The 22,980-nt window shown below is 65.9% G+C and carries 23 protein-coding genes and 2 tRNA genes; 16 read left to right on the top strand and 9 right to left on the bottom strand.

What is annotated here, in order from left to right:
* The first annotated feature begins 5 nt into the window (after window positions 1–5).
* The gene (locus tag PE058_RS11930) at window positions 6–239 is read left to right on the top strand and encodes a hypothetical protein (RefSeq protein WP_020087731.1); all 234 of its coding nucleotides are present in this window, start codon (window positions 6–8) and stop codon (window positions 237–239) included.
* A gap of 69 nt (window positions 240–308) precedes the next feature.
* On the opposite strand, the gene PE058_RS11925 is transcribed toward PE058_RS11930, so the two are convergent.
* Window positions 309–383, bottom strand: a tRNA-Gln gene (locus tag PE058_RS11925).
* 320 nt (window positions 384–703) lie between these two features.
* Between PE058_RS11925 and PE058_RS11920 the strand changes: the two genes are divergently transcribed.
* Window positions 704–780 (top strand) — tRNA-Pro (locus tag PE058_RS11920).
* Window positions 781–908: 128 nt separating this feature from the next.
* Here PE058_RS11920 and PE058_RS11915 read toward each other — a convergent pair.
* Both PE058_RS11915 and PE058_RS11910 read right to left on the bottom strand, forming a co-directional pair.
* The gene (locus PE058_RS11915; protein ID WP_083929276.1) at window positions 909–1,283 is read right to left on the bottom strand and encodes a phasin family protein; all 375 of its coding nucleotides are present in this window, start codon (window positions 1,281–1,283) and stop codon (window positions 909–911) included.
* 112 nt (window positions 1,284–1,395) lie between these two features.
* Window positions 1,396–2,313: a pirin family protein gene (locus tag PE058_RS11910; RefSeq protein ID WP_020087733.1), complete on the bottom strand. Its 918-nt coding sequence runs from the start codon at window positions 2,311–2,313 to the stop codon at window positions 1,396–1,398.
* Between the two features lie 155 nt (window positions 2,314–2,468).
* On the opposite strand from PE058_RS11910, the gene PE058_RS11905 reads away from it, so the two are divergent.
* Window positions 2,469–2,663 carry a DUF4089 domain-containing protein gene (locus PE058_RS11905; protein WP_020087734.1) on the top strand — a complete coding sequence of 65 codons (195 nt, stop codon included), beginning with the start codon at window positions 2,469–2,471 and terminating at the stop codon, window positions 2,661–2,663.
* Complete coding sequence (locus tag PE058_RS11900) at window positions 2,660–4,042, top strand: AtzE family amidohydrolase (RefSeq protein ID WP_271028484.1); 1,383 nt, start codon at window positions 2,660–2,662, stop codon at window positions 4,040–4,042. Before PE058_RS11905 ends, PE058_RS11900 begins: the two co-directional genes overlap by 4 nt.
* On the opposite strand, the gene PE058_RS11895 is transcribed toward PE058_RS11900, so the two are convergent.
* Window positions 4,039–4,806, bottom strand: a complete 768-nt coding sequence (locus PE058_RS11895; RefSeq protein WP_333780392.1) for a helix-turn-helix domain-containing protein — start codon at window positions 4,804–4,806, stop codon at window positions 4,039–4,041. The two genes, PE058_RS11900 and PE058_RS11895, sit on opposite strands and share 4 nt — an antisense overlap.
* Before the next feature lie 80 nt (window positions 4,807–4,886).
* Here PE058_RS11895 and PE058_RS11890 point away from each other — a divergent pair, with 80 nt between their 5' ends.
* Together PE058_RS11890 and PE058_RS11885 are read left to right on the top strand one after the other, a co-directional pair.
* Window positions 4,887–5,885 (top strand): MBL fold metallo-hydrolase, encoded by a 999-nt coding sequence (locus tag PE058_RS11890; RefSeq protein WP_271028482.1) that lies wholly within the window; start codon window positions 4,887–4,889, stop codon window positions 5,883–5,885.
* 132 nt (window positions 5,886–6,017) lie between these two features.
* On the top strand, window positions 6,018–6,896 hold the full coding sequence (locus PE058_RS11885) for an MBL fold metallo-hydrolase (protein WP_271028481.1): 879 nt from the start codon (window positions 6,018–6,020) through the stop codon (window positions 6,894–6,896).
* Here PE058_RS11885 and PE058_RS11880 read toward each other — a convergent pair.
* Entirely contained in the window at window positions 6,829–7,713 is an 885-nt protein-coding gene (locus PE058_RS11880) for a DUF1499 domain-containing protein (RefSeq protein ID WP_020087739.1), read from the bottom strand. The genes PE058_RS11885 and PE058_RS11880 overlap by 68 nt on opposite strands.
* Before the next feature lie 115 nt (window positions 7,714–7,828).
* Here PE058_RS11880 and PE058_RS11875 point away from each other — a divergent pair, with 115 nt between their 5' ends.
* From PE058_RS11875 to PE058_RS11845, 7 genes are all read left to right on the top strand, one after another.
* Complete coding sequence (locus tag PE058_RS11875; RefSeq protein ID WP_271028480.1) at window positions 7,829–8,749, top strand: hypothetical protein; 921 nt, start codon at window positions 7,829–7,831, stop codon at window positions 8,747–8,749.
* A gap of 102 nt (window positions 8,750–8,851) precedes the next feature.
* On the top strand, window positions 8,852–9,820 hold the full coding sequence (locus PE058_RS11870) for a CHAD domain-containing protein (protein WP_020087741.1): 969 nt from the start codon (window positions 8,852–8,854) through the stop codon (window positions 9,818–9,820).
* A gap of 109 nt (window positions 9,821–9,929) precedes the next feature.
* Window positions 9,930–10,985, top strand: a complete 1,056-nt coding sequence (hemH, locus tag PE058_RS11865; protein WP_020087742.1) for a ferrochelatase — start codon at window positions 9,930–9,932, stop codon at window positions 10,983–10,985.
* Between the two features lie 155 nt (window positions 10,986–11,140).
* Window positions 11,141–12,130, top strand: coding sequence for an SPFH domain-containing protein (locus PE058_RS11860; protein ID WP_020087743.1), 990 nt, complete (start codon window positions 11,141–11,143; stop codon window positions 12,128–12,130).
* A 115-nt stretch (window positions 12,131–12,245) separates the two neighbouring features.
* Window positions 12,246–12,713 carry an NfeD family protein gene (locus PE058_RS11855; protein ID WP_020087744.1) on the top strand — a complete coding sequence of 156 codons (468 nt, stop codon included), beginning with the start codon at window positions 12,246–12,248 and terminating at the stop codon, window positions 12,711–12,713.
* Between the two features lie 187 nt (window positions 12,714–12,900).
* On the top strand, window positions 12,901–14,574 hold the full coding sequence (locus PE058_RS11850; protein ID WP_271028479.1) for an outer membrane beta-barrel protein: 1,674 nt from the start codon (window positions 12,901–12,903) through the stop codon (window positions 14,572–14,574).
* A 141-nt stretch (window positions 14,575–14,715) separates the two neighbouring features.
* A complete protein-coding gene (locus PE058_RS11845; RefSeq protein WP_020087746.1) occupies window positions 14,716–14,997 on the top strand; it encodes a hypothetical protein in 282 nt (93 codons plus the stop codon).
* A 135-nt stretch (window positions 14,998–15,132) separates the two neighbouring features.
* Here PE058_RS11845 and PE058_RS11840 read toward each other — a convergent pair whose 3' ends face one another.
* Window positions 15,133–18,591: an acyl-[ACP]--phospholipid O-acyltransferase gene (locus tag PE058_RS11840; protein ID WP_271028478.1), complete on the bottom strand. Its 3,459-nt coding sequence runs from the start codon at window positions 18,589–18,591 to the stop codon at window positions 15,133–15,135.
* A gap of 378 nt (window positions 18,592–18,969) precedes the next feature.
* Here PE058_RS11840 and thiS point away from each other — a divergent pair, with 378 nt between their 5' ends.
* From thiS to PE058_RS11825, 3 genes are read left to right on the top strand one after another with little or no spacing between them, the layout of a single operon-like run.
* Window positions 18,970–19,221 carry a sulfur carrier protein ThiS gene (gene thiS, locus PE058_RS11835; RefSeq protein ID WP_271028477.1) on the top strand — a complete coding sequence of 84 codons (252 nt, stop codon included), beginning with the start codon at window positions 18,970–18,972 and terminating at the stop codon, window positions 19,219–19,221.
* Between the two features lie 3 nt (window positions 19,222–19,224).
* Window positions 19,225–20,082: a thiazole synthase gene (locus PE058_RS11830; RefSeq protein ID WP_020087749.1), complete on the top strand. Its 858-nt coding sequence runs from the start codon at window positions 19,225–19,227 to the stop codon at window positions 20,080–20,082.
* 7 nt (window positions 20,083–20,089) lie between these two features.
* On the top strand, window positions 20,090–20,710 hold the full coding sequence (locus PE058_RS11825) for a thiamine phosphate synthase (protein WP_271028476.1): 621 nt from the start codon (window positions 20,090–20,092) through the stop codon (window positions 20,708–20,710).
* A gap of 24 nt (window positions 20,711–20,734) precedes the next feature.
* Here PE058_RS11825 and PE058_RS11820 read toward each other — a convergent pair whose 3' ends face one another.
* The 3 genes from PE058_RS11820 to purD form a co-directional block, all read right to left on the bottom strand.
* Window positions 20,735–21,073, bottom strand: coding sequence for a hypothetical protein (locus PE058_RS11820; RefSeq protein WP_271028475.1), 339 nt, complete (start codon window positions 21,071–21,073; stop codon window positions 20,735–20,737).
* 152 nt (window positions 21,074–21,225) lie between these two features.
* A complete protein-coding gene (locus tag PE058_RS11815) occupies window positions 21,226–21,648 on the bottom strand; it encodes a hypothetical protein (RefSeq protein ID WP_271028474.1) in 423 nt (140 codons plus the stop codon).
* Window positions 21,648–22,934, bottom strand: a complete 1,287-nt coding sequence (purD, locus tag PE058_RS11810) for a phosphoribosylamine--glycine ligase (RefSeq protein ID WP_271028473.1) — start codon at window positions 22,932–22,934, stop codon at window positions 21,648–21,650. Before purD ends, PE058_RS11815 begins: the two co-directional genes overlap by 1 nt.
* Window positions 22,935–22,980 lie beyond the last annotated feature (46 nt).

The raw sequence follows: 22,980 nt of genomic DNA, 5'->3' as shown, positions 1-22,980 counted from the left end.
CTCCAATGGCACATACGCCGAAGTTGCAGACACACAAGGCCGATAGCCGGATGAAAGCTGTGCCGCGCAAGGAACTCGCTGAGCAGGTCTACGAAGAAATGCGTGCCCTCTACGGCAACGATCGCTATCGCCCCTGGACGGAACTCGGGCCGCTGACGCGGAGCCGATTCCTGATGATCGTGGCCGACATGGAGAACATCGGCCTCATCGATCCGCTCTATCCCGAGCACAATCCTTAGAAACGCGATCCACGTGCCGAATCCGCCAGAAAACAGCGTGAAATCGGCTTCAACCTGGGCATTTGGAGATGGCTGGGACGGGAGGGTTCGAACCTCCGAATGGCGGAATCAAAATCCGCTGCCTTACCACTTGGCTACGTCCCATTATCCGGCAGCCTTCGGCATCATAGGCCGGGAGCTGGGCGCCGCACCATAGTGACACCGCCGCGCGACGGCAATCCTCGGAGAGTGGAAAATCACATGCGGGATCAGCTTGCCCTCCGGGGGACGTGTCGCTATAAAGCCGCCTCGCGCTTCGCCACCCACCCGGGCTGACGAGGCGCAACCCTCATGCGACGTCTAGAGCACGTTGGGTTTTGATTGCACCAATCAAAGCCACGAAACACGCTCTACTTCATGAGTTTAGGCAGACGCACCGCGAACCCCCAGGGTTGGCGCGCATCGGTCTAGGACACACGGTCGGGCGGAGCGTAGCGCAGCCTGGTAGCGCACTTGCTTCGGGAGCAAGGGGTCGGGAGTTCGAATCTCCCCGCTCCGACCAGTGTCCCTAGTCGCACGGGACGAATCCGGCGACGCGCCCTTCACGGGCACCCACTTCTCACAGACGAGCCGTAACGAAAAAGCCGGGCGGCCTGACGCCACCCGGCCGAACGTAACGCGGGAAGCCGACTACTTCTTCTGCAGACCCTGCATGGCCTCGCCGACCAGACGGCCGAGTTCCTGCGCCTGCAGTGCGTAAGCCTGCATCTGCGCCTGGGCGAAACGGCTCTGGTGCGCGAGCACCTCCTGAATGTCCTTGGCGCTGGCGAGGTCGCTCGCGAGCGCGAAAGCGGCTTCGGCGTTCTGCTTGGCGAACTTCGTCGCGCGGTCCTGCACGACGCGGAAACCACTGGAAACGTCGTTGGCCGGCAGCGATTTCGTCCAGAAGCTCATCGCCTGGGTCATGGCATCCATGAACTGACCATAGGCCGCCCGGGCCTGGTCGACGTTCTTCTCAGCCAGATCGCGCATCTGTTGAGGGATTTCGAACGGGTTTTGTGACATGAGCTTCTCCGGCTTTATTGCTGAACTTGGGGGTGACTGTATTGGTAGCGCCTATCGCGCTTCACGCATACTGGCTTCTTGTGACTCCTTGCATGAAAAGCCAGCACTCAAATTACTCCGGCAGCGGGATAAACTCTTGTCCGTCCGTCGGAACCGGGGCGAAACGCCGAGCTTTCCAGTCTGCTTTTGCCGCATCGATCCGGTCTTTGGAGGAGGAGACGAAATTCCACCAGATATGGCGCGGCCCATCCATCGGCTCGCCGCCGACCAGCATCAGGCGCGCCATCGAGGTCGCGAGGATCGAGATCCGGTCGCCCGGCCGGAACACCAGGAGCCGTCCCGCCCCGAACTGCTGCCCCGCCACGTCGATCTCGCCCGAAACCACGTAGACCGCACGCTCGTCGTAGTCGGCATCGAGCGGGAGCACCGCGCCCGGCGCCAGTGTCGCTTCCGCGTAGAAGCAGGGCTGGGGAAACTCGGCAGGCGACTGCGCGCCATAGAGCGAGCCCATGATGAGCCGCACTGTCTTGCCCTCGCCCGAGATGCGCGGCAGGGACGGCGCGTCGTAGTGCGCGAACGTCGGCTCGCCTTCCTCGTGCGATTTCGGCAGCGCGGCCCACGCCTGGATGCCGAACAGCCGCGGCCCCTTGGCCCGCTCTTCAGGGCTCGCACGCTCCGAATGCACGATGCCGCGCCCCGCCGACATCAGATTGAGCTCGCCTGGGCGGATCGGCAACTCCGTGCCGAGGCTGTCACGATGCATGATCTCGCCGTCGAACAGATAGGTCACTGTGGCGAGACCGATATGAGGATGCGGACGAACGTCGATGCCGGTCCCGATCAGAAACTCGGCCGGGCCCATCTGGTCGAAGAAGATGAACGGCCCCACCATCTGCTTTGCGGCGGCGGGAAGCGCGCGACGCACCTCGAAGCCGCCGAGATCGCGCACCCGCGGCACCACGATATGCTCGATCGCATCGCAAGAAGCCGCGTCGCCAGGCTTCGGATCGTCACAAGGCTGCCAGCTCATTGCGTTCTCCTTCGCCCGAGGGGCAAGCGGCGATTGGGACCATAGGGGCGTTCTCCCACAGTCCCGTGACCCAACTTCGCCTTTGCCAGACTATCCACACACCATTACCGTGCATGAAAGATAAGGATTTCTGCCCGAGGATCACAAGACACCCCATGGCAACCGACGATACCGCGGACTTGATCGACAAGGCCGCAGCCAATCTGGGGCTCACCATCGCGCCCGAATGGAAGCCCAACGTGCAAATGTTCTTTGAGGTTGCACGCGGCATGGCCCGCATGATCGAGAGCACGAACGCGGTCACGGCCGCCGAAGCCGCCCCCGTCTTCACGCCAAGATCATCGGAATGAGCACTTTGCACAGCTTTGCCTCAGCCCGCACGATCGCGAACGCCGTCTTGCGCGGAGAAACCTCGGCAGAGGAGATCACCCGCGCCGCGCTCGATCGCGTGGCGGAGCAGGATGGAGCGATCGGCGCCTTCACCGACATCACCGCCGAGCGCGCTCTCGAGGAAGCGAAGGCGGTGGACCGCGCTCGCGCTGCGGGCGCGGCGCTGGGACCGCTCGCCGGCGTCCCCTATGCCGTCAAGAACCTCTACGGCGTGACCGGACTTGCCACCCGCGCAGGATCGAAGATCAACGCCGCCGATCCGCCGGCACATGCAGACGCGCTGCTCGTTTCGCGCATGAAAGCCGCAGGCGCCGTGCTTCTCGGCGCCCTCAACATGGGCGAGTACGCCTACGACTTCACGGGCGAGAACGCCCACTATGGCCCCTCCCGCAATCCGCTCGATCCCACCCGCATGACCGGAGGATCGTCAGGCGGCTCGGCGGCGGCGGTCGCGGCGGGCTTCGTGCCCGTGTCTCTCGGCTCCGACACCAACGGCTCCATCCGCGTGCCAGCCGCCTTCTGCGGCCTCTATGGGTTGAAACCCACCTACGGCCGCCTGCCGCGCACCGGAACCTTCCCTTTCTGCGACAGCCTCGATCATCTGGGACCGTTCGCGCGATCGGTCGAGGATCTCGCACTCACCTACGATGCGCTGCAGGGTCACGATGCGTCCGATCCGGTGTGTGCACGCCGCCCGGTGCAGAAGACGTCGCCCGAGATCGCGAAGGGCGGAGACGGCTTGCGCATCGCCGTTGCGGGCGGCTATTTCCGTAACGATGCCGAGCCCGGTGCGCTGGCCGCGCTCGATTGGGCGGCGAAAACCGTCGGCGCGGTCGACGAGATCGACATCCCCCAGGTGGCCGAGGCGCGCGCCGCCGCATTCCTCATCACCAATGCGGAAGGAAGCGCCCTGCACCTCGAGCGCCTCCGCAAGCGTCCCGCGGATTTCGATCCCGACACCCGCGACCGCTTCATCGCGGGCGCTCTGATTCCGGCCTCCTGGTACGTCTCGGCCCAGCGCTTCCGCCGCATTTTCGAGAGCACGATGGCGGAGCTGTTCGAACGCTACGACATCATCCTCGCCCCCTCCGCGCCATGCCGCGCGCCGAAGCTCGGCCAGAAGACCATCGTGCTCGGAGGCCGCGAGGTGCCGCTGCGCGCCAACATGGGGATCTACACGCAGCCGATCTCGTTCGTAGGCCTGCCCGTGGCAGCCGTTCCCGTGCGCGAGAGCGATGAGCTTCCCTACGGCATTCAGGTGATCGCCAAGCCGTGGCATGAGCACCATTGCCTGCGCATCGCAGCCGTTCTGGAGAAGGCCAGCGCCGCACGCGGCTAGGACGCGCGGCGCACCTTCCGCAAGCTCGGAGACGCCGGCGCGCCGAACGTCAGGCGGAATTGCCGCGCAAAGTGCGCTTGATCCGCGAAACCCGCCGCATGGGCGGCTTCCGTGAAGGTGCTGCCAGCCACGATCTCGCCGATCGCCGCACGCAGCCTCTGCCACACACGGAAACGCCGGAACGGCACACCAACCTCCTCGGCGAAGAGATGCTGGAACCGGGAGGACGAGAGCCCGACGCTGCGCGCCACGTCGGCGGCGGGCATCGCGTCCTGTGCGCGCTCGGACAGCAGCACGACGGCACGCGCGACGCGTCCATCGAGCGGGCGCTTGGCGCGCGGCTTCGAGAACGCGATGAGACTGTCGAGCGCGTCGCCGACGGCTCCCGCCCCCGACGATGTTTCGTAGAGATCGCGGAGGAGTGCGATCTCGCCATCATCACCGATCAGCGCGCCCCGCTCGTCGCAGGCCCCACGCACCAGCGGAGCGAGCGCATGAGCTCCCGCCTCGTTCGGTTCGAGATAGAGCACCGCGATGGGCGAGCCGCCCACATCGAGCTCGTAGGAGACCCCCGCCGGCACGACTGCCGTCCGGCAGCGTATCCATGCGCCGCCAGCGACCCGCAGTCCGAACGCTTCGTAGAGACCGGCGAGATAGACCGGCACGCTATGGGCATGCGGCGCATTGTAGGTGAGCGGTCCCACGAACAGCCCGCGGCCCCGATCCAGATGCCAGATCGGAAGGAAAGCACCGGAAGCTGTCACAGCACGTTCGTACAAGCGCCTGGGGTCCCCGATCGCTAGCCTCTCCCGATCGCGCATAGCAATTCGGAGAGACGACCTCAATGTCCATCGCAGATTTCCGCCCGAGCCGCAGGCAAATGCTGGGCTCCGCGGCTCTCCTCGCCGCCGCGCCCTTGGGGCTCGACGCCGTGCTCTCGCCCGCCGGTGCAAAGGCCGGCAAGCTCGGTCCGTGGCAGCCGAGGCACTGGCGCTACAAAGTGGGCGGTTTCGAGATGACCGTGATCGCGGACAGCGAGGTCTTCATCGACGGCCCTTATCCCATCATCGGCGCCAACGCCAACGAAGCCGACGTCCGCAAGCTGATGCGGGAGAACCTGCTGCCCGAAGGGCGCTATCAGCCCGGCTTTACGCCCACCCTCATCAATACCGGCCGCGAGGTCGTGCTGTTCGACACCGGAAACGGCGAGAACGGCTTCGTGCCTCGCCCCAACGGCGGCTGGCTCGCAGCCGGCCTCGCGCCCGCGGGCTTCAAGCCCGAGGACATCGACGTGGTGGTGTTGAGCCACGGCCACCCCGATCACGTTGGCGGCCTCATCGAAGGCGGCAAGCCGCTTTTTCCGAATGCGCGGTATGTCATCGGCCAGGTCGAGTACGACTTCTGGGCCCCGGAAGGAAAGCACACGGGCGATCTCGAAAAATTCGCAGCCGTGTTCCGCACGAACACCAAGGCGATCGCCGGCAAATTCACGTTCCTGAAGCCCGGTGACGACGTCGTGTCGGGTATCCGCGCCGTCGAAGCCTACGGCCATACGCCCGGCCACCTGAACTTCCACATCGAGAGCGAAGGACAGGCCATCTATTTCTGGGGCGATTGCGCCCACCATCAGGTGGCGTCACTGGCCGAGCCCGGCTGGCACTGTGTTTTCGACGGCGACAAAGAACAGGCCGCAAAGACCCGCAAGCGCGTCTACGACATGCTCGCGACGGAGCGCATTCCCGTCATCGGCTATCATATGCCGTTCCCCTCCGTCGGCTACATCGAGCGGCGCGGAAACACGGCGTACAGCTGGCTGGCGCACACATACCAGCTCAATCCCTGATCTGCGAAACGGCGCCCGGAAATAAGCAAGCGACCGGGCGCCGCCTTTGCGGCACGCCCGGGATCGACTAACGTCGGCCGCTTGAGCAACCTCCGGACGCCGATGTCGCACGAGCTGTCATTCAAGACGACCATGAATTTCGCGTATGGCGAGCCCGCGCCGGTGAGCCCTGGGATCGTGCGTGTCGTCGCCAACAATCCGAGCCCGTTAACCTTCAAGGGCACGAACACCTATCTGGTCGGCATGACCGAGCTCGCGATCATCGACCCGGGTCCGCTCGACGACACTCATCTGGCTGCCATTCTGAAAGCGGCGGCCGGCCGTCCCATCCGCCAGATCCTGGTTACGCACGCCCATCGCGATCACGTGGACGGCGCGGCCGCCCTGCAGGCCGCGACCGGCGCGCCGATCATGGGGCTGGGACGCGATCTGATCGCCGCCGAAGGTCCCTCCGTCAATCCGCAGGGCGCCGAGTTCATCGACTATGTTTTCACGCCCGACGTGAAGCTCGCCCACGGCGACATGATCAACGAGAAGGAATGGCGGATCGAAGCCATCCACACGCCTGGCCACGCTCCCGATCACCTCTGCTTCGCGCTTCACGGCCGCGGCATCATCTTCTCGGGCGACCACGTGATGGCCTGGAACACCACACTCGTCGCGCCGCCGGAAGGCTCCATGAGCGACTACGTCAAATCTCTGCAGCGGCTGCTCGAGCGTCCGGAAAGCCTCTATCTGCCGGCTCACGGCGGCAAGCTGGACGAGCCGCAACGCGTCGTCAAAGCCTACCTGCTGCATCGCCGCTGGCGCGAGGAGTCGATCCTGGAAGCGATCCGCGAAGGCGCAGGCACCATCGAGAGCATCGTGCCAGTCGTCTACCCCACCATCGACCAGAAGCTCACCCGCGCCGCCGCACTTTCCGTGCAGGCCCACGTGGAGCACCTCATTGCTCGCGGGCTCGTGACTTGCGACGGGTCTCCGACTTGGGACCGCCATCTCTCTCCGGCTTAGCGCCCTTGCGCTGCTTGGCCTGTTCGCGCCCTTCCTGCGCGGAGGGCATCGTGGCATCCACGCGCGCCTGGATCTCCTTGATCAGCTCCCGCACGCGCTCCGCGTTGCGGCCCATGTCGCCGGACCCGAAACGGGAGGCGGAGCGGATGTCCACGCGTGAAGTCTCGCCGTCGCCGGAAACCCGGATCGCGACGTCGTCATAGAAGCCCATGATCAGCGTGCGATCCACCGCTTCCACCATCCCGGGAGTGCCCGCATCGAGGTCGGGTGCATCCTCGCGCACGAGTTCCATCTTGAGGCGCTTCACGGCATCGACCACGAGCGCATAGACCTCCTCACTCGAACGGCCGATCGTCATCGGCTTGATATCGGGATAGGCGTGCGCCTGCGTTTCGGCCGAATGGCGCCGGTCGTAGGCGACGGAGTTGCTGCCGGGCGTTCTGAGTTGCGTAACGGCCGTAAATTCCGGCGGACGATCGAAATCCGTGGTGACGTCGAAAATCTGCGGATAGTCGCGCACCCAGACGACGAACAGAAGCGGCGCCGTCAGAATGGCGAGGCTGAAGCAGACTGCGAACAGCACGCGCGCGGTGCCCGGCCGCCCCGTCTGCCAGATCATGAAAGCCGCGGCCAACGCCGACGCGATCGAGAACACGGCAATGCCGAGCGCGACCATGACCAGGTTGAAGGCCACGGGCGTCGCCATGCCGAACACGCGATGGAGAAAAGCGGTCGTGACGATCAGGCCGAACGAGAACAACGCAGCGCGGCTTGCCCAACGGCTTGCGGACGGCTCTCTCTCGGGAACGGCGAGCATGGGGTTCGAGCAACCTTGCCTGTTTGGAGGACTCGTCGGAGGATAGCTACAGAATCAGACGAAATGTAGCACCGCTCTCGACCGATGACCGGTCGGCTTCGACAGGGGATGCCGCGTGCCACGGCCATTGAGACGCCTGCTCTCGAAAAAGCGCCACGGCCACGCTTTCGCGGCCGCGTGTACCGTCCTCGCGAGCCTCATCGTCGCCGCGCTGCTTGCCGCCCGGCCGGGCCACGCGGCCGAGGTCTCGCGCCGGGGCAACCCCGGCCCCCTCACCATCGCCATCCTCGATCTGGCGGACGCCTCCGACCTCGCCCCTGTCAAAGCACCCGAATCCTCGCGTGCCGCCTGGCGCACATCGTTCGGCTCCGAGCGGCAGAATGAGCCCGAGGTCAAACCCGTGACCGCCTATACGCCGTTCGCGGCCCTCGCCGAAAGCGACGCGGTCCTCATTCAGGGCGTGAAGGCAGCAGCCCCCTTGCGGCGCCTCTTCCCGCCACGCACCTGGCGGCTCATCGTCTCGCGCAGCATCATCTCGCCCGGCGACCCAGAAGCGACCGAGACCGAGCGCATCGATCTTCCCGCCGCGACAGCCATCGCGGTGAAGGCGAAGCAGACGCTGCGCGTCACCGCCCGCGCCCACGCGCTCCGCCTGGACGATCCAGCGGCCCTCGATCAATCCCGGACGAGCGAGCAGACCGCCACGGCAACCGCCGTTCGTCTTGTCGATCGCGGGCGCACGCTGTGGCTCGCCTCCGTCGCCCTGCCCGCCTCTTGCACTACCGACGCCACGGCTCCCTGCCCCGCCCGGCAGGAGCTCGAAGCCTGGCGCGAAGCAAAACGCGGAGCGGGCGAGGCAACGCTCGTCGGAGGAAGGTTAATTGGCCCAGCCGCGGCCGATACTGGGCCGAAATCCGCGTGCCCATCCCACCGGATCGAATCCGATCTCCCGCAGCAGGCCCTCCCGGCCGCGGACTCCACCAGGCAACCGGAGCCCGCCACCGGTTGCATCTCCATCGTCCGCATCGGTGGTTGAAGCGCGCTTACCGAGTTGCGCGCCATCAGTAGAAAATTGTCAACAAGACCGGCTATTATTCGGGAATAGCCAATTTTTCCCGGCAGCAATCTGCGCGCGCACATGGCCTTCCGTTTCAAGCTGGACGAGCCCATCGAGAAGGATTTTCGCCGCATAGGGCTGGAGCAGATCCAGCGCGCCCGCACGCAGTTGGCCGCGAACGCCGACGCGGCGACGGAGGTCCATGAAGCGCGCAAATGCATCAAGCGCATCCGCGCCTTGCTGAGGCTCGGCCGCGAGGGCCTGGGCGACCGGACGTTCCGCGCGGAGAACGCACGCTTCCGGTCCATCGCCGCGCTGATGGCACCCGCCCGCGACCAGCACGTGGTGCTGCAAACGATCCTGAAGCTCGAAACCGAAACACCGGAACATGCCGCCCCCGCGCTCGCACGCCTCAGAGCAGCAGTGCTCGATCCCAGCCTTGCAGCGGACACGAACGCAAGCCGCGAGAGCATGAACGAGGCGAGCGCCGCACTCGAGCGCGCCGCAAAGCGCTTTCGCAATCTCCGCATCGCGCCCGACGACTTCGCGACCTTGGTGAAGGGGCTGACGCGCAGCTACAAGCGCGGCCTCAAATGGCTCGAAACCGCCTACGCCGACGGCAGCGACGAAGCCTTCCACGAGTTGCGCAAATGCGTGCAGGCGCACTGGCGGCACATGGCGCTTCTCTCCCGCGCGTGGCCGGCCCTTTTCGAGGCCCGCATCGCGGCCGCCCGCGAGCTTTCCCAAATCCTGGGAGACGACCATGATCTCGCCATCCTGAAGCTCAAGGTCGCGAGCTTGTCCGGCAACGCGCTTGCCGACGACGATGCACGCGAGGCCGAAGCCCTCATCGCCGAGCGCCAGCAGGCGCTACGCCTGGCCGCCAAGCCTCGCACCCAGCTCATTTTTGCGGCGAGCGCCAAAGCCCATGGGCGCTGGATCACGTCCGTATGGGACGCTGCCACCGCAAAAAGCCGTCAGGATGCCGCCCTCGCCGCCAAAGGCGAGGCCGCCGAGCTCCTGCCCGCGGCCTCGTCTGCCCGCGCCTGACGAGACGCCGCCGGCGCCGTGCCATCCCGGAGCAAAAAGACGCATCCAATTCCCTGAGAACCGCGTAAAACAGACCCGTTAGACACCGAAGCGGGAGCACCACGCGGGGATGCCGCCACAATCGCAAAGCACGTTCGAGCCCGACCGCAGCCACTGGCCCAAGGACCATCCAAATGTCCAGCACGGCCGTATCGGCGTTCTTCTCCTCAACCTCGGCACGCCGGACGGCACGGACTACTGGTCCATGCGCCGCTACCTCAAGGAGTTCCTCTCCGACGAGCGCGTGATCGAGGAGCCGAGGTGGAAGTGGTGGCCGATCCTCAATCTCATCATCCTCACGGTCCGCCCCGGCCGAAAGGGCAAGGACTATGCGACCATCTGGAACAATGAGCGGGATGAAGGCCCGCTGAAGACGATCACGCGCGGCCAGGCCGAGAAGCTCAACCAGCGCCTCGCCAATCCCCGCGTCATCGTCGACTGGGCCATGCGCTACGCCAACCCCACCACGGAGAGCCGCATCAACGCTCTCGTCGAGGCGGGCTGCGACCGCATCCTTCTCGTGCCCCTCTATCCGCAGTACGCCGCCGCGACCACGGCGACGGCGGCCGACCAGGCGTTTCGCGCGCTGATGAAGCTGCGCAACCAGCCGGCCGTTCGCCTGGCGCCCGCCTATCACGACGATCCGGTGTACATCGCGAGCCTCGCCCGCTCGATGAAGGCAAGCCTCGCCAAGCTCGACTTCGAGCCCGAGCGCATCATCGCCACCTTCCACGGCATGCCGGAAAAATACTTCGCCCAGGGCGATCCCTATCACTGCCAGTGCCAGAAGACGTCGCGTCTTCTGCGCGAGGCGCTGGGCTGGCCGAAAGACCGCTGGCTCACGACCTTCCAGTCGCGCTTCGGCAACGATCCGTGGCTGCAGCCCTACACCGACAAGACCGTCGAGCGCCTCGCAAGTGAAGGCATCAAGCGTCTGGCCCTCGTCGCGCCCGGCTTCTCCGCCGATTGCCTCGAGACGCTGGAAGAGCTCGATGGCGAGAACCGCCACATCTTCGAGGGCGGCGGCGGCGAGAAGTTCGCCTATCTCCCCGCCCTCAACGACAGCGAGGAAGGCATCGACGTGATCGAGGCCGTCGTGCGGCGCGAGCTGTCCGGCTGGCTCTGATCGTCCGTGCCCGCCTGTTCCCGGCGAGACAGAAGCCGGGAGCAGTAAGGATCAATTTACCCGTCGGCAGACGCCGCCCTGAAACGCCCATAGATTGGTAATATCAGGGCGGTATGTCTCAGCAGACAGATTGATCGCGGGAAAGGACACTTGAGATGTATGGCGGCGGATTCGAGGTCTTTGGCCTCCTTCTCATCGTATTGGCGGCGGCAGTGCTGTGGTCGACCGTCAAGGTGGTGCCGCAGGGCTTCCACTATACGGTCGAGAGCTTCGGCCGCTTTACGCGCACGCTTCACCCTGGCCTGCACTTCCTCGTGCCCGTCGTCGAGCGTGTCGGCCACCACGTGAACGTCAAGGAGCAGGTGATCGACATTCCGAGCCAGGACGTCATCACCCGCGACAACGCCATGGTGCGCGTGGATGGCGTCGCGTTCTTCCAGGTGCTGAATGCCGCCAAGTCGGCCTACGAGGTGGACAACCTCGAGAACGCCATCGTCAACCTCACGATGACGAACATCCGCACCGTCATGGGCTCCATGGACCTGGACGAGCTGCTCTCCAACCGCGACCAGATCAACGCCAAGCTGCTGCACGTGGTCGACGCCGCGACGGAAGCCTGGGGCGTGAAGGTCACGCGCATCGAGATCAAGGACATCGCGCCCCCGCGTGACCTGATCGATGCCATGGCCCGCCAGATGAAGGCCGAACGCGAGAAGCGCGCGCAGATTCTCGAAAGCGAGGGCCTCCGCGCCGCCGCCATTCTGAAGGCCGAGGGCGAGAAGCAGGCCGTCGTGCTCGAAGCCGAAGGCCGCCGCGAAGCCGCCTTCAAGGACGCCGAGGCCCGCGAGCGCGCCGCCGAAGCCGAAGCCAAGGCGACGGAGCTCGTGTCGAGCGCCATCGCATCCGGCAACGTGCAGGCCATCAACTACTTCGTCGCCAACAACTACGTGAAGGCCCTTGAATCCCTCGCCAAGGCACCGAACCAGAAGGTGATCCTGATGCCGCTCGAAGCCTCGTCGGTCATCGGCTCGCTGGCGGGTCTCGCCCAAATCACGGGCGAAGCCTTCGGAGGCCAGGGCGCATCCTCCGGCGCCGCTCCGGCCCCTGCGCCTCGCGGCGGAACCAGTGTCCCCTCGTCCCGCTAAGGACGACCGCGGAGCCGATTCAATCGGCTCCGCTTCTGTGGCATGATTGCAATGCCATTGGAGTGCGGCCGCCTGAAAGAGATCGGCCGCACGCAGCAACCTCGGGGTTTCGCTCATGATCGTCGATCTCGTCACCGGCCTCGGTCCCTGGAACTGGTTCATCGCCGGCGTTCTGCTGATGGCGCTCGAGACGCTGGTCCCCGGCGTGCATTTCCTATGGTTCGGCCTCGCAGCCGTCGTCGTCGGCATTCTTGTGTTCGCGCTCACGGCATCGGGGCTCGGTGAGGCGCTGAGCCTGCCTTGGCAGCTCGTGCTGTTCGCCGTGATTTCCGTCGCAACCGTGTTCTGGGTGCGCCGCTTCGCGAACGCCCAGAACGTCGAAAGCGACGAGAAGGATCTCAACGATCGCGGTGCCCAGTATGTGGGCCGCATTGTGGTGGTGGAGGATGCGATCACTAGCGGGCGCGGACGCGTCCGCGTCGGCGATACGCTCTGGCCCGCCTCCGGCGCCGACGCGGAGAAGGGTGCGCGCGTGCGCATCACCGGCTCTCACGGCACGGTCTTCATCGTCGAGCCCGCCTGAGTTGCCGCTCCCCTCCCGCTTCGGGAGGGAGCCGGTGCAATCCTTAAACGCTCCTTAACCACCCCTCCCTACTGTCGATTTGAACGGCATCCGATTTCTCGGATGCCGCCGGTCATCAGTGTGCGTTCGCGTGCGGTTCTTTCCTCATGAGGGCGCCACTGTGGCAGTGGTCTGGCGGCTTGGCTTGATGCTTTTCGGCTTCGCGGCGGCAACGCTCGCGGCTGCGGTCTTTCATGCCCCCGGCGCCCGCGCGCAATCGGCTGAGACGGGCGCACAACGCCCCACCCTTTCCACCTCCTCACGTGACGGCGCGGCGCAAGGCGCAACGCGCACGCAGAAGCCCGCCGCGAGCGACCCCGCGACGGCTTACGAAACGCCGCCCAAGCGCTTGCGCGGTGCGGTGCCCGATAGCTTCGCGGACGGCGAAGCCTCCGAGCAGAGCGACGAGGCACGCGAGGTGGATTCGTCTAACGACCAGGACGGAGGCGAGCAGGCGCCCTCGGATGGCGTTGCCAACGGGGACGGCGTGATACCTGCCGACGGCGCCGCGACCGCCGATGGCATTGTCGATCTCAGCGAGCCGCAGCCCTTCGAGGATGGCGCAGATCCCACCCGCGACACGCGCCCTCCGGAGGACATCGAGGTCTTCGAGAACCCGCCTGCCGGCCACGATCCGCTCTTGTTCCAGATCGAGGACACTGATCCCATCGAGACGGACCGCCGTCCCGCGCGGCTCGCACGCTTCGAGCCTTATGATCCGATCGGCATCCGCGTCGGGAGCTTCGTGTTCTTTCCCGAAACCGAGATCGCAGGGCTCTCGACCAACAACGTGCTGAGCTCGCCTGACGCGCGATCCGACATCGCAGCCGTGATCCAGAGCACCTCGCGCCTCGTCTCGAACTGGTCGACACACGCCCTCGAGCTGAAGGGCACGAGCCTCACGAGCTTCCACGACGATTTCCCGAGCGAGGACGATCGCGCCTGGGGCGTCGAAGCGCGCGGACGCCTCGACATCACGCGCCGAACCAACATCCAGGCTTTGGCCGCTCACAACCGGAGCCAGGAGTCTCGCTCGGCGATCGACGCCAACCAGATCGGCAACCGCGCCAACGTGACGACGGATCAGGCCCAGCTCTCGCTGAACCACCGCTTCAACCGCCTGTCGGTCCAGCTCAGGGGATCGGTCGCAGACACGACCTACTCCGAGACCGACGGCCAGAGCAACGCGGACCGCGATACCCTCGAAACCCAGCAGGCCGTGCGCGGAAGCTGGCAGTTCAAGCCCACATTCTCCGTGTTTGCGGAGCAGGAGCTGAACCAGCGCGACAAGAAAGCCGCGCCGAGCGACGGCATCCCGCGCGACTCGGACGGAACGCGTACCCGCGTCGGTCTCGACTTCGGCTCGACCGGCGCGATCCTGCGCGGCGAGGTGAGTGTCGGCTATGGACGGCAGACGCCGAACGACCACCGCCTTGACGCGGTGGATGCTTTCCTGTTCGACGCCAATCTCGCGTGGCGTCCCACGGAGATCACCTCGTTCCTGCTCACCGCCCGCAGCGATATCTACGACACGACCACGCCGGACTCGGGCGGCGTCGTCTCACAAACCGTGGGCCTCGAAGCGCGCCATGCCATGCGCCGTTATCTCATCGCGTCCGCTGGCCTCAGCTACACGCACTACGACTACGACGCTTCCCCCATAAAAGAGAGCGCGCTCACCTCGTTCCTGGGCGCCGAATACTATGCGAGCCCCGAATTGGTGCTATTCGCGCGCTATCAGCACCTCAGCTATGCCTCAAATCAGGTGAACAGTGACTATGACACCGACGAGGTTCGCGTCGGCGTCAGGCTGCGCAAGTAGGCCGTCTTATGCTCACCGGGAGCGTTGCGTCCCGGCCTTCGCGGATTATCTTGGTCACAGGATTGATTCGCTTCGAGTTTCGACCGCATGTCGCAGCAGCCCGATCGGCACGATCGCAGATTTGACAGCAGGGAGCCCGCCATGTCTGACCGTACTCAGTTCGCCGTCGGCCGCCATAAGGTGGCGATGCCCCGCGTTATGAAGAGATCGCTTCAGGTGGCCTCGGCTGCGCTTCTCACCGCAGGCGTGGTTCTGTTCGTGATGATGATCAACGGCTTCCTGGTTGGCCGCGGCGGCACGCTGGCCGGCGTCGACGTCTGGCTCGCCTTCATCAAGCGCAGCGACATCATCGGCACCATCATCCTCACCGCGCTGGTGACCACCTTCTTCCTCTACTGGCAGCGCGACAAGGAGCGCCGGTAGTCGAACACGATTTTCCATTCATCTGGACCCCGACCACTGTCGGGGTGACGTCATACTTGGGCGAACACACCGTCTCCCGAGACGTCACACCGCCAAAGGTCGGTGTCCGGATACGTAACGGCTAGAAAAAGCCGGCTACACTGCAGGCATCGGACCGCCCGGCCCGAGCTGTGGTTCCGGCACCAGCGCTTCCGCCCTGCGCGGCGCGCTCGCCATTTTCTCCTTGGCGAGCTGAAGCGCGGCCACGTAGTCCGGCTTGCCGCTGCCGAGAAGCGGAATGCCCGGCACCACCAGAATGTCCGCAGGCACCATCAGCTCGTTGGCGCCTTTCTGGCGCGCGTAGCGGCCGAAAGCATCGCGCGTGGCTGAAGTGTCGGTGGTCATCAACACCAGGCGCTCGCCTTTGCGCGCATCCGGCAGCGCAACCACCACGCTCGTTACGGCGGGCCAAAGCTCGGTCGCCAAGGCTTCCACCGCCGACAGCGAGACCATCTCGCCCGCGATCTTGGCGAAACGCTTCGCGCGGCCCTTGATCGAGATGAAGCCGTGCTCATCGATAGCGACGATATCGCCCGTGTCGTGCCAGCCGTCCGCCGGCGGCTCCAGCACGCCCGGGTTCTCGGCCCGCATGTAGCCGAGCATGACGTTGGGGCCGCGCACGTAGAGGCGCCCCGCGCCTTCGATGCCGGGAACCGCCTCCAGGCGGGCTTCCATCAGCGGCGAAAGGCGGCCGACGGTGCCGGACTTGTTCGCAAGCGGCGTGTTGATCGCGAGCACCGGCGCCGTCTCCGTCACGCCATAGCCCTCGAGAATGCGAACGCCGAACTTCTCCATGTAGATCTGCCGCGTGCGCTCCTTCACGGCTTCCGCACCAGCAAGGATCAACCGCACGCGTGCGAAATCGTACGGATGCGCAGAGCGCGCGTACCCGTTGAGGAACGTGTCCGTGCCGAACAGGATGGTGGCGTTGGAGCCGTACACCAGCTCCGGCACGATGCGATAGTGCAGCGGCGTCGGATAGAGATAGACCGGCACACCGCCCACTAGCGGCATCACGAGCCCGGCCGTGAGGCCGAACGAATGGAACACCGGCAGCACGTTGAACACCTTGTCCTGCCCGTTCACGGCAACACGCGTGAGGCTTTGCATGGCGTTCGCCAGCATGTTCCGGTGCGAGAGAACCACGCCCTTCGGCAGTCCTTCCGAGCCGGACGTGAACAGGATAGCGGCCGGATCGTTGGCCTTGCGCACGACCTGCGGACGCGAGCCTAGGAGAAGACCGCGCATCTTGTCTGAGAACGAGATGCTGGCCTTCACGTCCTCCAGGTAGACGATCTTGCGCTGCTCCGAGAGCTTCGCCACCACCGCTTCGAGATGCGCCTTCTCGACGAACGTGCGCGACGTTAGCACGACGTCGACCTTGGCGGCCGTGCACGCCGCCTCGATGTTGTTCGGGCCCGCCGTGAAGTTCAGCATGGCGGGAACGCGGCCGATGGTCTGAAGCGCGAAGAACGTGACGGCGACGCCTGCCGAGTTCGGCAGCATCACGCCGACCGCCGCACCTTCCGGCGCGAGCGGCGCGAGCTTGGCGCCGAGCACCTGCGCGCCGAGGATAAGCTTGCCATAGCTGAGCTGCGTCCCGAGCGGATCCTCGATCGCGGGCTTGCCCGTGTCGCGCGTCGCCTTCGCTTCGACGAGCGCGGAGAACAGCGTCTGATCGAGATTGGCGGTCCGCACGGCCGTATCCACCATCAGATCCTGCAGCGCCATGCCGGCGGCCTGCCGCCGCGCCTTGCCCTTGAGGCCTTCGGGCACCGCGAGCTTCACGGGCGGAAGGATGGTGACCGTCGTCTTCGGGAACAGCGACTTGCGCGCCTGGAAGCGGTTGAGATAGCCGAAATAGGAGCGCTCCGGCCCGTCGATGCGCACCGGCACGATCACCGCGTCCGCTTTGTCGGCGATCATCGCCGTGCCGTCATAGACCTTCATCAGGCCGCCAGTCACGGTCAGGCGCCCTTCGGGAAAAATGACGAGCGTCTCGCCCGCCTTCACGGCCTGGATGAGATGGCGCGTGCCGAGCGGCTTGGTGGGATCGATGGCGTGCGCCTTGACGAGCTTGAGGAACGGCTTGATCCAGCTCTTCTGCGCCATGCCCGTATCGATGGCGAAAGCCGCGTGCGAAGGCAGGATCGAGTGCATGATCGGCGCGTCGAGCAGGCTCACGTGGTTCGGCGCGATGATGGTGCGCGTGCCCTCTGGCGGGAGGTTTTCATAGCCCTTCACCTCGAGCCCCATGAACGTCTTGAACAGGAACGCGCCTACGTCCTGCACGCCCTGCTTGCCCCACGCACGCAGGATGAGCGCCATGGCCACGAGATTGCCGGCGCCGAGCAGCACGAGCAGCAGACCGAGGCTCGCCCCCTGCCACTGCAAGAGCGCGACACCGAGGCTGCCGGCGGTCATGAACAGCGCCGACATCACGTTGCACGCGCCGATGGTGCGCGCGCGCTCCGCGACGGGCGCCCAGAGCTGCACCGCGGCGAACGAGGGAACGATGAAGAGGCCGCCCGCGACCGCGAGACCGGCGAGATCGACGAGAACGCGCCAGCCGGACACGCTCTTGAGCAACGTGCCGACCGTCAGCACTTCCGGCGATTTCACGAGCCCCGAGACCGTCAGCGCGAGATCGAGCGAGAACGCGCCCATCAACAAGGCGCCGATCGGCACCAGCGCGAGATTGGGGCGTGTCTTGCTGGCCCGCGCCGCAAGACCCGAGCCGACCGCGATGCCGATTGTGAAGATCACGAGCGCCAGGATAGTGACGCTTTCCCCGCCACCAAGCGCGTCCTTGATCAGCACCGGTAGCAGCGACAGCACCACCGTGCCCACGAGCCAGAACCAGGCCGTGATCAAGCCGCCGACCCACAGACGACGGTCCCCGCGCAGATGGCGGATGAGCGTCATGGTCGAGGTCCAGGGATTGAAATCGATGGCGAGCCCCGGTGCGGCGGCTCCTGTCTTCGGAATGAGCGAAGCGGAGAACCAGCACAGCGCGGCGAGACCGACGACCAGCCCCGCGAGCACCCACACGCCGTTGGCATCGGATGCCGCGAGGCCGCCGCCGATGGTGCCGATCAGGATGGCGGCGAAGGTGGCGCTTTCAACGAACGCGTTGCCGGCGGGCAATTCGCGGGGCTCGAGCAGAGCCGGAAGAATGCCGTACTTGATGGGACCGAACAGCGCAGCGATCACGCCATAAAGACCAAGTGCGACGAACAGCACAGGAACCGAGTGCGTGACAAAGCCGACGGCCGCGATGATCGCGACCGGAATTTCCGCGCGCTTGAGCTTCTCGGCGACGACAGCCTTGTCATAGCGGTCCGCGAGCTCGCCGCCGATCCCTGACAGAATGAAGAACGGCGCGACCAGCACTGCACCCGCCAGCGCCACCAACGCACCGCCCGATTGCGAACCGAGCTGGAACAGGATCAGGATCACCAGCGCGTTCTTGACGAAGTTGTCGTTGAGCGCCGACAGGAACTGACACCAGAACAGCGGTGCGAAGCGGCGGCTTGTAATCAGCGCAGTGAACATGGGGAGAGATCCTGTAAACGGCCGTAAAGGCCGTTCGAGAAACGAATGAGGCCGAACCTAGAGCACGTCCGGCTCGATCAGTCACGGGTGGGCCGTCGAGCCGGGGGACGTGAAAACGAATGAGCACCAAGGCCGTGACGCCGCGATCCGAACATCCACTAGGGGCCTGATCATGGTCAAACCACGGCCCTTTATGGCGAACCTGAAAAACGGTTTAAGACCAGTTGCATGGCCTCTCGGGCGCCGACGTCACTGAAATACGCTTGGGAAACCCCGCAAGCCTGTCAAATCACTGATAAAGTCACGTTAATTGACAGGCCCGCGCCGGGGGCCGATGCTAGCGGCCCGGATGTTATTTACGAACCTGAAAGACAAGATTTGAACGCCCATAAACCAGACGATCGAGGAGCTATCGCGGCCGCGGACCGGCTGCGCGAGGTCACGCTCAACGGCCGCCCGCTCTCCACCGCCGCCGAGACGCTGGCCGACCTCGTGGCGGAGCAGGGCTTCGGCGACGTCAAGGTCGCCACCGCCGTAAACGGAGATTTCGTCGCCGCGCGGCTGCGCGAGAGCGCCCCCCTTCGCAACGGCGATCGCATCGAGATCCTCTCGGTCCGTCAAGGCGGCTGAGCCATGAACCAGACAGAACCTCTGCGCCGCGCCATGGCGGGCGCCACCTCAACGCCCCTTTCCTTCTATGGCGTGCAGGTGTCCTCCCGCCTTCTGCTCGGCACCGCGCTCTATCCCTCGCCGCAGGTCATGAGCGAGGCGGTTCGCGCCGCCCGCGCCGGCATCGTCACGGTGTCGCTGCGCCGCGAGCAGGCACGCGGGCGCAGCGGCGAGCGCTTCCTGGATCTCATCCGCGCGCTCCCCGTGCATCTGCTTCCGAACACGGCGGGCTGCCGTACGCCGAAGGAGGCCATCACCACCGCCGAGATGGCGCGCGAGCTTCTGGAGACCGATTGGGTCAAGCTCGAGGTGATCGCGAACGACGACACGCTCCAGCCCGATCTGTTCGGCCTCGTCGAAGCCGCCACCGAGCTCGTGAAGCGCGGCTTCAAGGTGTTCCCCTACACCACGGAGGACCTCTCCGCCGCAGAGCGCCTCGTGGCCGCCGGATGCCGCGTACTGATGCCCTGGGGCTCGCCCATCGGCACCGGCCGCGGGCTGTCCAACCCCTTGGCGCTCAAGACCATGCGCGCCTACTTCCCAGACCTGCCCCTCGTCATCGACGCGGGCATCGGCGCGCCCTCCCATGCCGCCGCTGCCATGGAAATGGGCTACGACGCCGTGCTCTTGAACACGGCCGTCGCCAAGGCGCAGGACCCGGTCACCATGGCCGCCGCCTTCGCGAATGCCATAGACGCCGGCCGCGCGGCGTTCGAATCCGGCCTGATCGAGCCCAGCGACCGCGCGCAGCCCTCGACCCCGGTCGCCGGCACGCCGTTTTTCGATTTCGAGCCGCCACACTCCGGCGGCACCCGCCGATGAGCCTCCCATGACCGCCCATCCTGCCCCCGATGTCTTCTACCCGATCGTTCCCAGCGCCGCTTGGCTCGAGCGCATCGCACCGCTCGGCGTGCGCACCGTGCAGCTCCGCGTGAAGGACCTGGAGCCCGGCGAGGTGCGCGAGGAGATCCGCGCGTCGATCCCTGTCGCGAAGGCCGCGGGCTGCCGCCTGATCGTGAACGACTACTGGGAGGAGGCCATCGACCTCGGCGCCACCGAGATCCATCTCGGCCAGGAGGACCTGGCCCGCGCCGATCTCAAGGCCATCCACCGTGCGGGCATCGCGCTCGGCGTCTCGACCCACAGCGAGCACGAGTTGGAGATCGCACTAGAGGCTGATCCGGCTTATGTCGCGCTCGGTCCCATCTACGAGACCAAGCTCAAGGTCATGAAATGGGCCCCGCAGGGTCTGGAGCGCATCGGCATCTGGCGCAAGCGCATCGGCACGTTGCCGCTCGTGGCCATCGGCGGCATAACGCCCGAGCGCGCAGGCCCCGTGCGTGCGGCCGGTGCCGACAGCATCGCCGTCATCACCGATTTCATGACGGCACCCCATCCCGAAGCCCGCGTCCGCCTCTGGCTCGACTGGGCCGCCACCGTCCGCGCGTGACCCGTCCGCACGGCTAAGTCGTCGTCATTCGGGACGGTCGTCCGTGGCGCTTCCGATCCCCGGATCGGCGACGATCGCCGATCGCGTGACGAACACCGTGCTGCTGTCGTGGCGTTGCACCCGGATGAACTCGTTGAAGCCCACGCCTACCTCAGGCTGGTCCAGCAATCTCTCGCCCGGATAGAGAAGCACGCAGCCGTCAGGCGCGGCCCCGTCGTGCGAAGCCTGCGATGGATCGAGCTTGGCGAGCGTCTCGCGATCCCGGCATCCGACGACGCCCGAGGATTTGACCATCCAAACCTCGGCATGGGCGGAAACTGCCAGGACCACGACGCCAACGATCAAAGTGACTATGCGCAGCATTGTGCCTCATCCCCGCGGGTGCCATGCAGGCATCTCACACTCGAGCGCGAGCATGTGCGCGCAGACGCAGCGTACGCAAGCTTCAAATCGTCCCTTGCGTGAGGGACATCCTTCCCGGAGACGCGCCTGATATTTTCGCACGCGCCAGGCTGCTATCGCAGCGGCTGCCAGCCTGGATGATCGAACTGCTTCGCGTAGCGCGCCAGCGCCTCGTCGATGGCCACGATCCCGTCGATGGCTTCCGTCGAAGACGGTGAGCGTCCGATGGCCTCGGCGCCGGCGAGAATATCCTGCGTGAGATTTTCGATCTCGTCGCGCTCGCCGCCGTCCAGCGTCGTCTCGGTCCGGAGACGTTCTACGGCCGCCTTGACGCGGGCGTGATAGGTGCGGGCATCGGCGGGCGGCATACGCCGGTGCGTCACCAGCGTGTGCACATTGAGCGTCAGGTCGCGAATGGCCTTCATTTCGCGGCGAACAGCGTCATCCGTTGCAAGCTTATCTGCGGCAACGGCGGCGGAGACGGCAAGCGTCCACGCCAAGACCATGCGCGGCAAGAGGCTTGCGAACCGCCCCATCACGTCTCTCCCGCCTTCTCCCGCACGACTGCGCGCCACCCGATGTCGGTCCGGCAGAAGCCGCCCGGCCAATCGATCTTGGCGATCGCCGTATAGGCGCGCTCCTGCGCTTCGCCGACAGTGGCGCCGAGCGCGGTCACGTTGAGCACGCGCCCGCCGTCCGCGAGAAGGCGCCCCCCGTCTCGCCGCGTCCCCGCGTGGAAGATCTGCACGCCCGGCACCTGCCCCGCGATTTCGAGGCCACGAATCTCTGTGCCCTTTTCCGGCGTGCCGGGATAGCCCTTGGCCGCGAGCACCACCGTGAGCGCCACGTCCTCGCGCCAGCGCAGATCGCAGGCATCGAGCACGCCGTCCGCCGTCGCCAGCATCGCCGTCAGCAAATCGGAGGTGAGCCGCATCATCAGCACCTGCGTTTCGGGATCGCCGAAGCGCACGTTGTACTCGATGAGCTTAGGCCCTTCCTTGGTGATCATGAGGCCTGCGAACAGCACCCCCTTGAAAGGCGTGCCGCGGGCCGCCATGGCTTTGACAGTCGGCCGGATGATCTCGGCCATCGTCCGCTCGACCAGCTCCGGCGTCATCACGGGCGCGGGCGAATAGGCACCCATGCCGCCCGTGTTTGGCCCGGTGTCGCCGTCACCCACGCGCTTGTGGTCCTGCGCGGTCGCGAGCGCGAGCGCCGTCTTGCCGTCGCAGAGCGCGAAGAAGCTCGCCTCCTCGCCGTCGAGGAACTCCTCGATCACCACCTCCGCACCCGCCGCACCGAATGCGCCCGAGAAGCACGCATCGATGGCGGCTTCGGCTTCGGCCCGCGTCGTCGCGACGACGACGCCCTTGCCGGCCGCGAGCCCGTCGGCCTTGACCACGATTGGCACGGGCTGGCGCGCGAGATAGGCGTGCGCCGAGGCAGCATCCTTGAAACGGCCATAAGCGCCGGTCGGAATGCCCGCCTCGCGGCAGAGATCCTTGGTGTAGCCCTTCGAGCCTTCGAGCTGGCTCGCCGCCTGAGAGGGACCGAAATGCTTGATGCCCGCCGCCGAGAGCGCATCTCCGAGCCCGCCGACCAGCGGCGCCTCCGGCCCGATCACGACGAAGCCGATGCCGGTCTCGGCAATGAAGCGCAGCACCGCCGCGTGATCGGCCACGTCGAGCTTGACGCACTCGGCAAGCTCCGCGATCCCAGCGTTTCCGGGCGCGGCATAGAGTTTCGTAAGCAGCGGGCTGGCGCTCAGGGCCCAGGCCAGCGCATGCTCGCGCCCGCCGCCGCCGATCAGGAGAACATTCATAGGTAAGAAGATCCTGGCGATCTTGGATGGGGTTTTGCCCATCGTG

It is taken from the genome of Hyphomicrobium sp. DMF-1 (assembly GCF_027886585.1).
In the GTDB taxonomy this organism is placed as follows: Bacteria; Pseudomonadota; Alphaproteobacteria; order Rhizobiales; family Hyphomicrobiaceae; genus Hyphomicrobium_C; species Hyphomicrobium_C zavarzinii.
Note: the sequence above shows the minus strand (reverse complement) of the source record. Positions and strands in the feature narration are given on the sequence as shown.

Coding starts and splice junctions, on each gene's coding strand:
- PE058_RS11930 (WP_020087731.1), top strand. CDS start 6: ATGGCACATACGCCGAAGTTGCAGACACACAAGGCCGATAGCCGGATG.
- PE058_RS11915 (WP_083929276.1), bottom strand. CDS start 1,283: ATGTCACAAAACCCGTTCGAAATCCCTCAACAGATGCGCGATCTGGCT.
- PE058_RS11910 (WP_020087733.1), bottom strand. CDS start 2,313: ATGAGCTGGCAGCCTTGTGACGATCCGAAGCCTGGCGACGCGGCTTCT.
- PE058_RS11905 (WP_020087734.1), top strand. CDS start 2,469: ATGGCAACCGACGATACCGCGGACTTGATCGACAAGGCCGCAGCCAAT.
- PE058_RS11900 (WP_271028484.1), top strand. CDS start 2,660: ATGAGCACTTTGCACAGCTTTGCCTCAGCCCGCACGATCGCGAACGCC.
- PE058_RS11890 (WP_271028482.1), top strand. CDS start 4,887: ATGTCCATCGCAGATTTCCGCCCGAGCCGCAGGCAAATGCTGGGCTCC.
- PE058_RS11885 (WP_271028481.1), top strand. CDS start 6,018: ATGAATTTCGCGTATGGCGAGCCCGCGCCGGTGAGCCCTGGGATCGTG.
- PE058_RS11880 (WP_020087739.1), bottom strand. CDS start 7,713: ATGCTCGCCGTTCCCGAGAGAGAGCCGTCCGCAAGCCGTTGGGCAAGC.
- PE058_RS11870 (WP_020087741.1), top strand. CDS start 8,852: ATGGCCTTCCGTTTCAAGCTGGACGAGCCCATCGAGAAGGATTTTCGC.
- hemH (WP_020087742.1), top strand. CDS start 9,930: ATGCCGCCACAATCGCAAAGCACGTTCGAGCCCGACCGCAGCCACTGG.
- PE058_RS11860 (WP_020087743.1), top strand. CDS start 11,141: ATGTATGGCGGCGGATTCGAGGTCTTTGGCCTCCTTCTCATCGTATTG.
- PE058_RS11855 (WP_020087744.1), top strand. CDS start 12,246: ATGATCGTCGATCTCGTCACCGGCCTCGGTCCCTGGAACTGGTTCATC.
- PE058_RS11850 (WP_271028479.1), top strand. CDS start 12,901: ATGCTTTTCGGCTTCGCGGCGGCAACGCTCGCGGCTGCGGTCTTTCAT.
- PE058_RS11845 (WP_020087746.1), top strand. CDS start 14,716: ATGTCTGACCGTACTCAGTTCGCCGTCGGCCGCCATAAGGTGGCGATG.
- PE058_RS11840 (WP_271028478.1), bottom strand. CDS start 18,591: ATGTTCACTGCGCTGATTACAAGCCGCCGCTTCGCACCGCTGTTCTGG.
- PE058_RS11830 (WP_020087749.1), top strand. CDS start 19,225: ATGAACCAGACAGAACCTCTGCGCCGCGCCATGGCGGGCGCCACCTCA.
- PE058_RS11825 (WP_271028476.1), top strand. CDS start 20,090: ATGACCGCCCATCCTGCCCCCGATGTCTTCTACCCGATCGTTCCCAGC.
- PE058_RS11820 (WP_271028475.1), bottom strand. CDS start 21,073: ATGCTGCGCATAGTCACTTTGATCGTTGGCGTCGTGGTCCTGGCAGTT.
- PE058_RS11815 (WP_271028474.1), bottom strand. CDS start 21,648: ATGGGGCGGTTCGCAAGCCTCTTGCCGCGCATGGTCTTGGCGTGGACG.
- purD (WP_271028473.1), bottom strand. CDS start 22,934: ATGAATGTTCTCCTGATCGGCGGCGGCGGGCGCGAGCATGCGCTGGCC.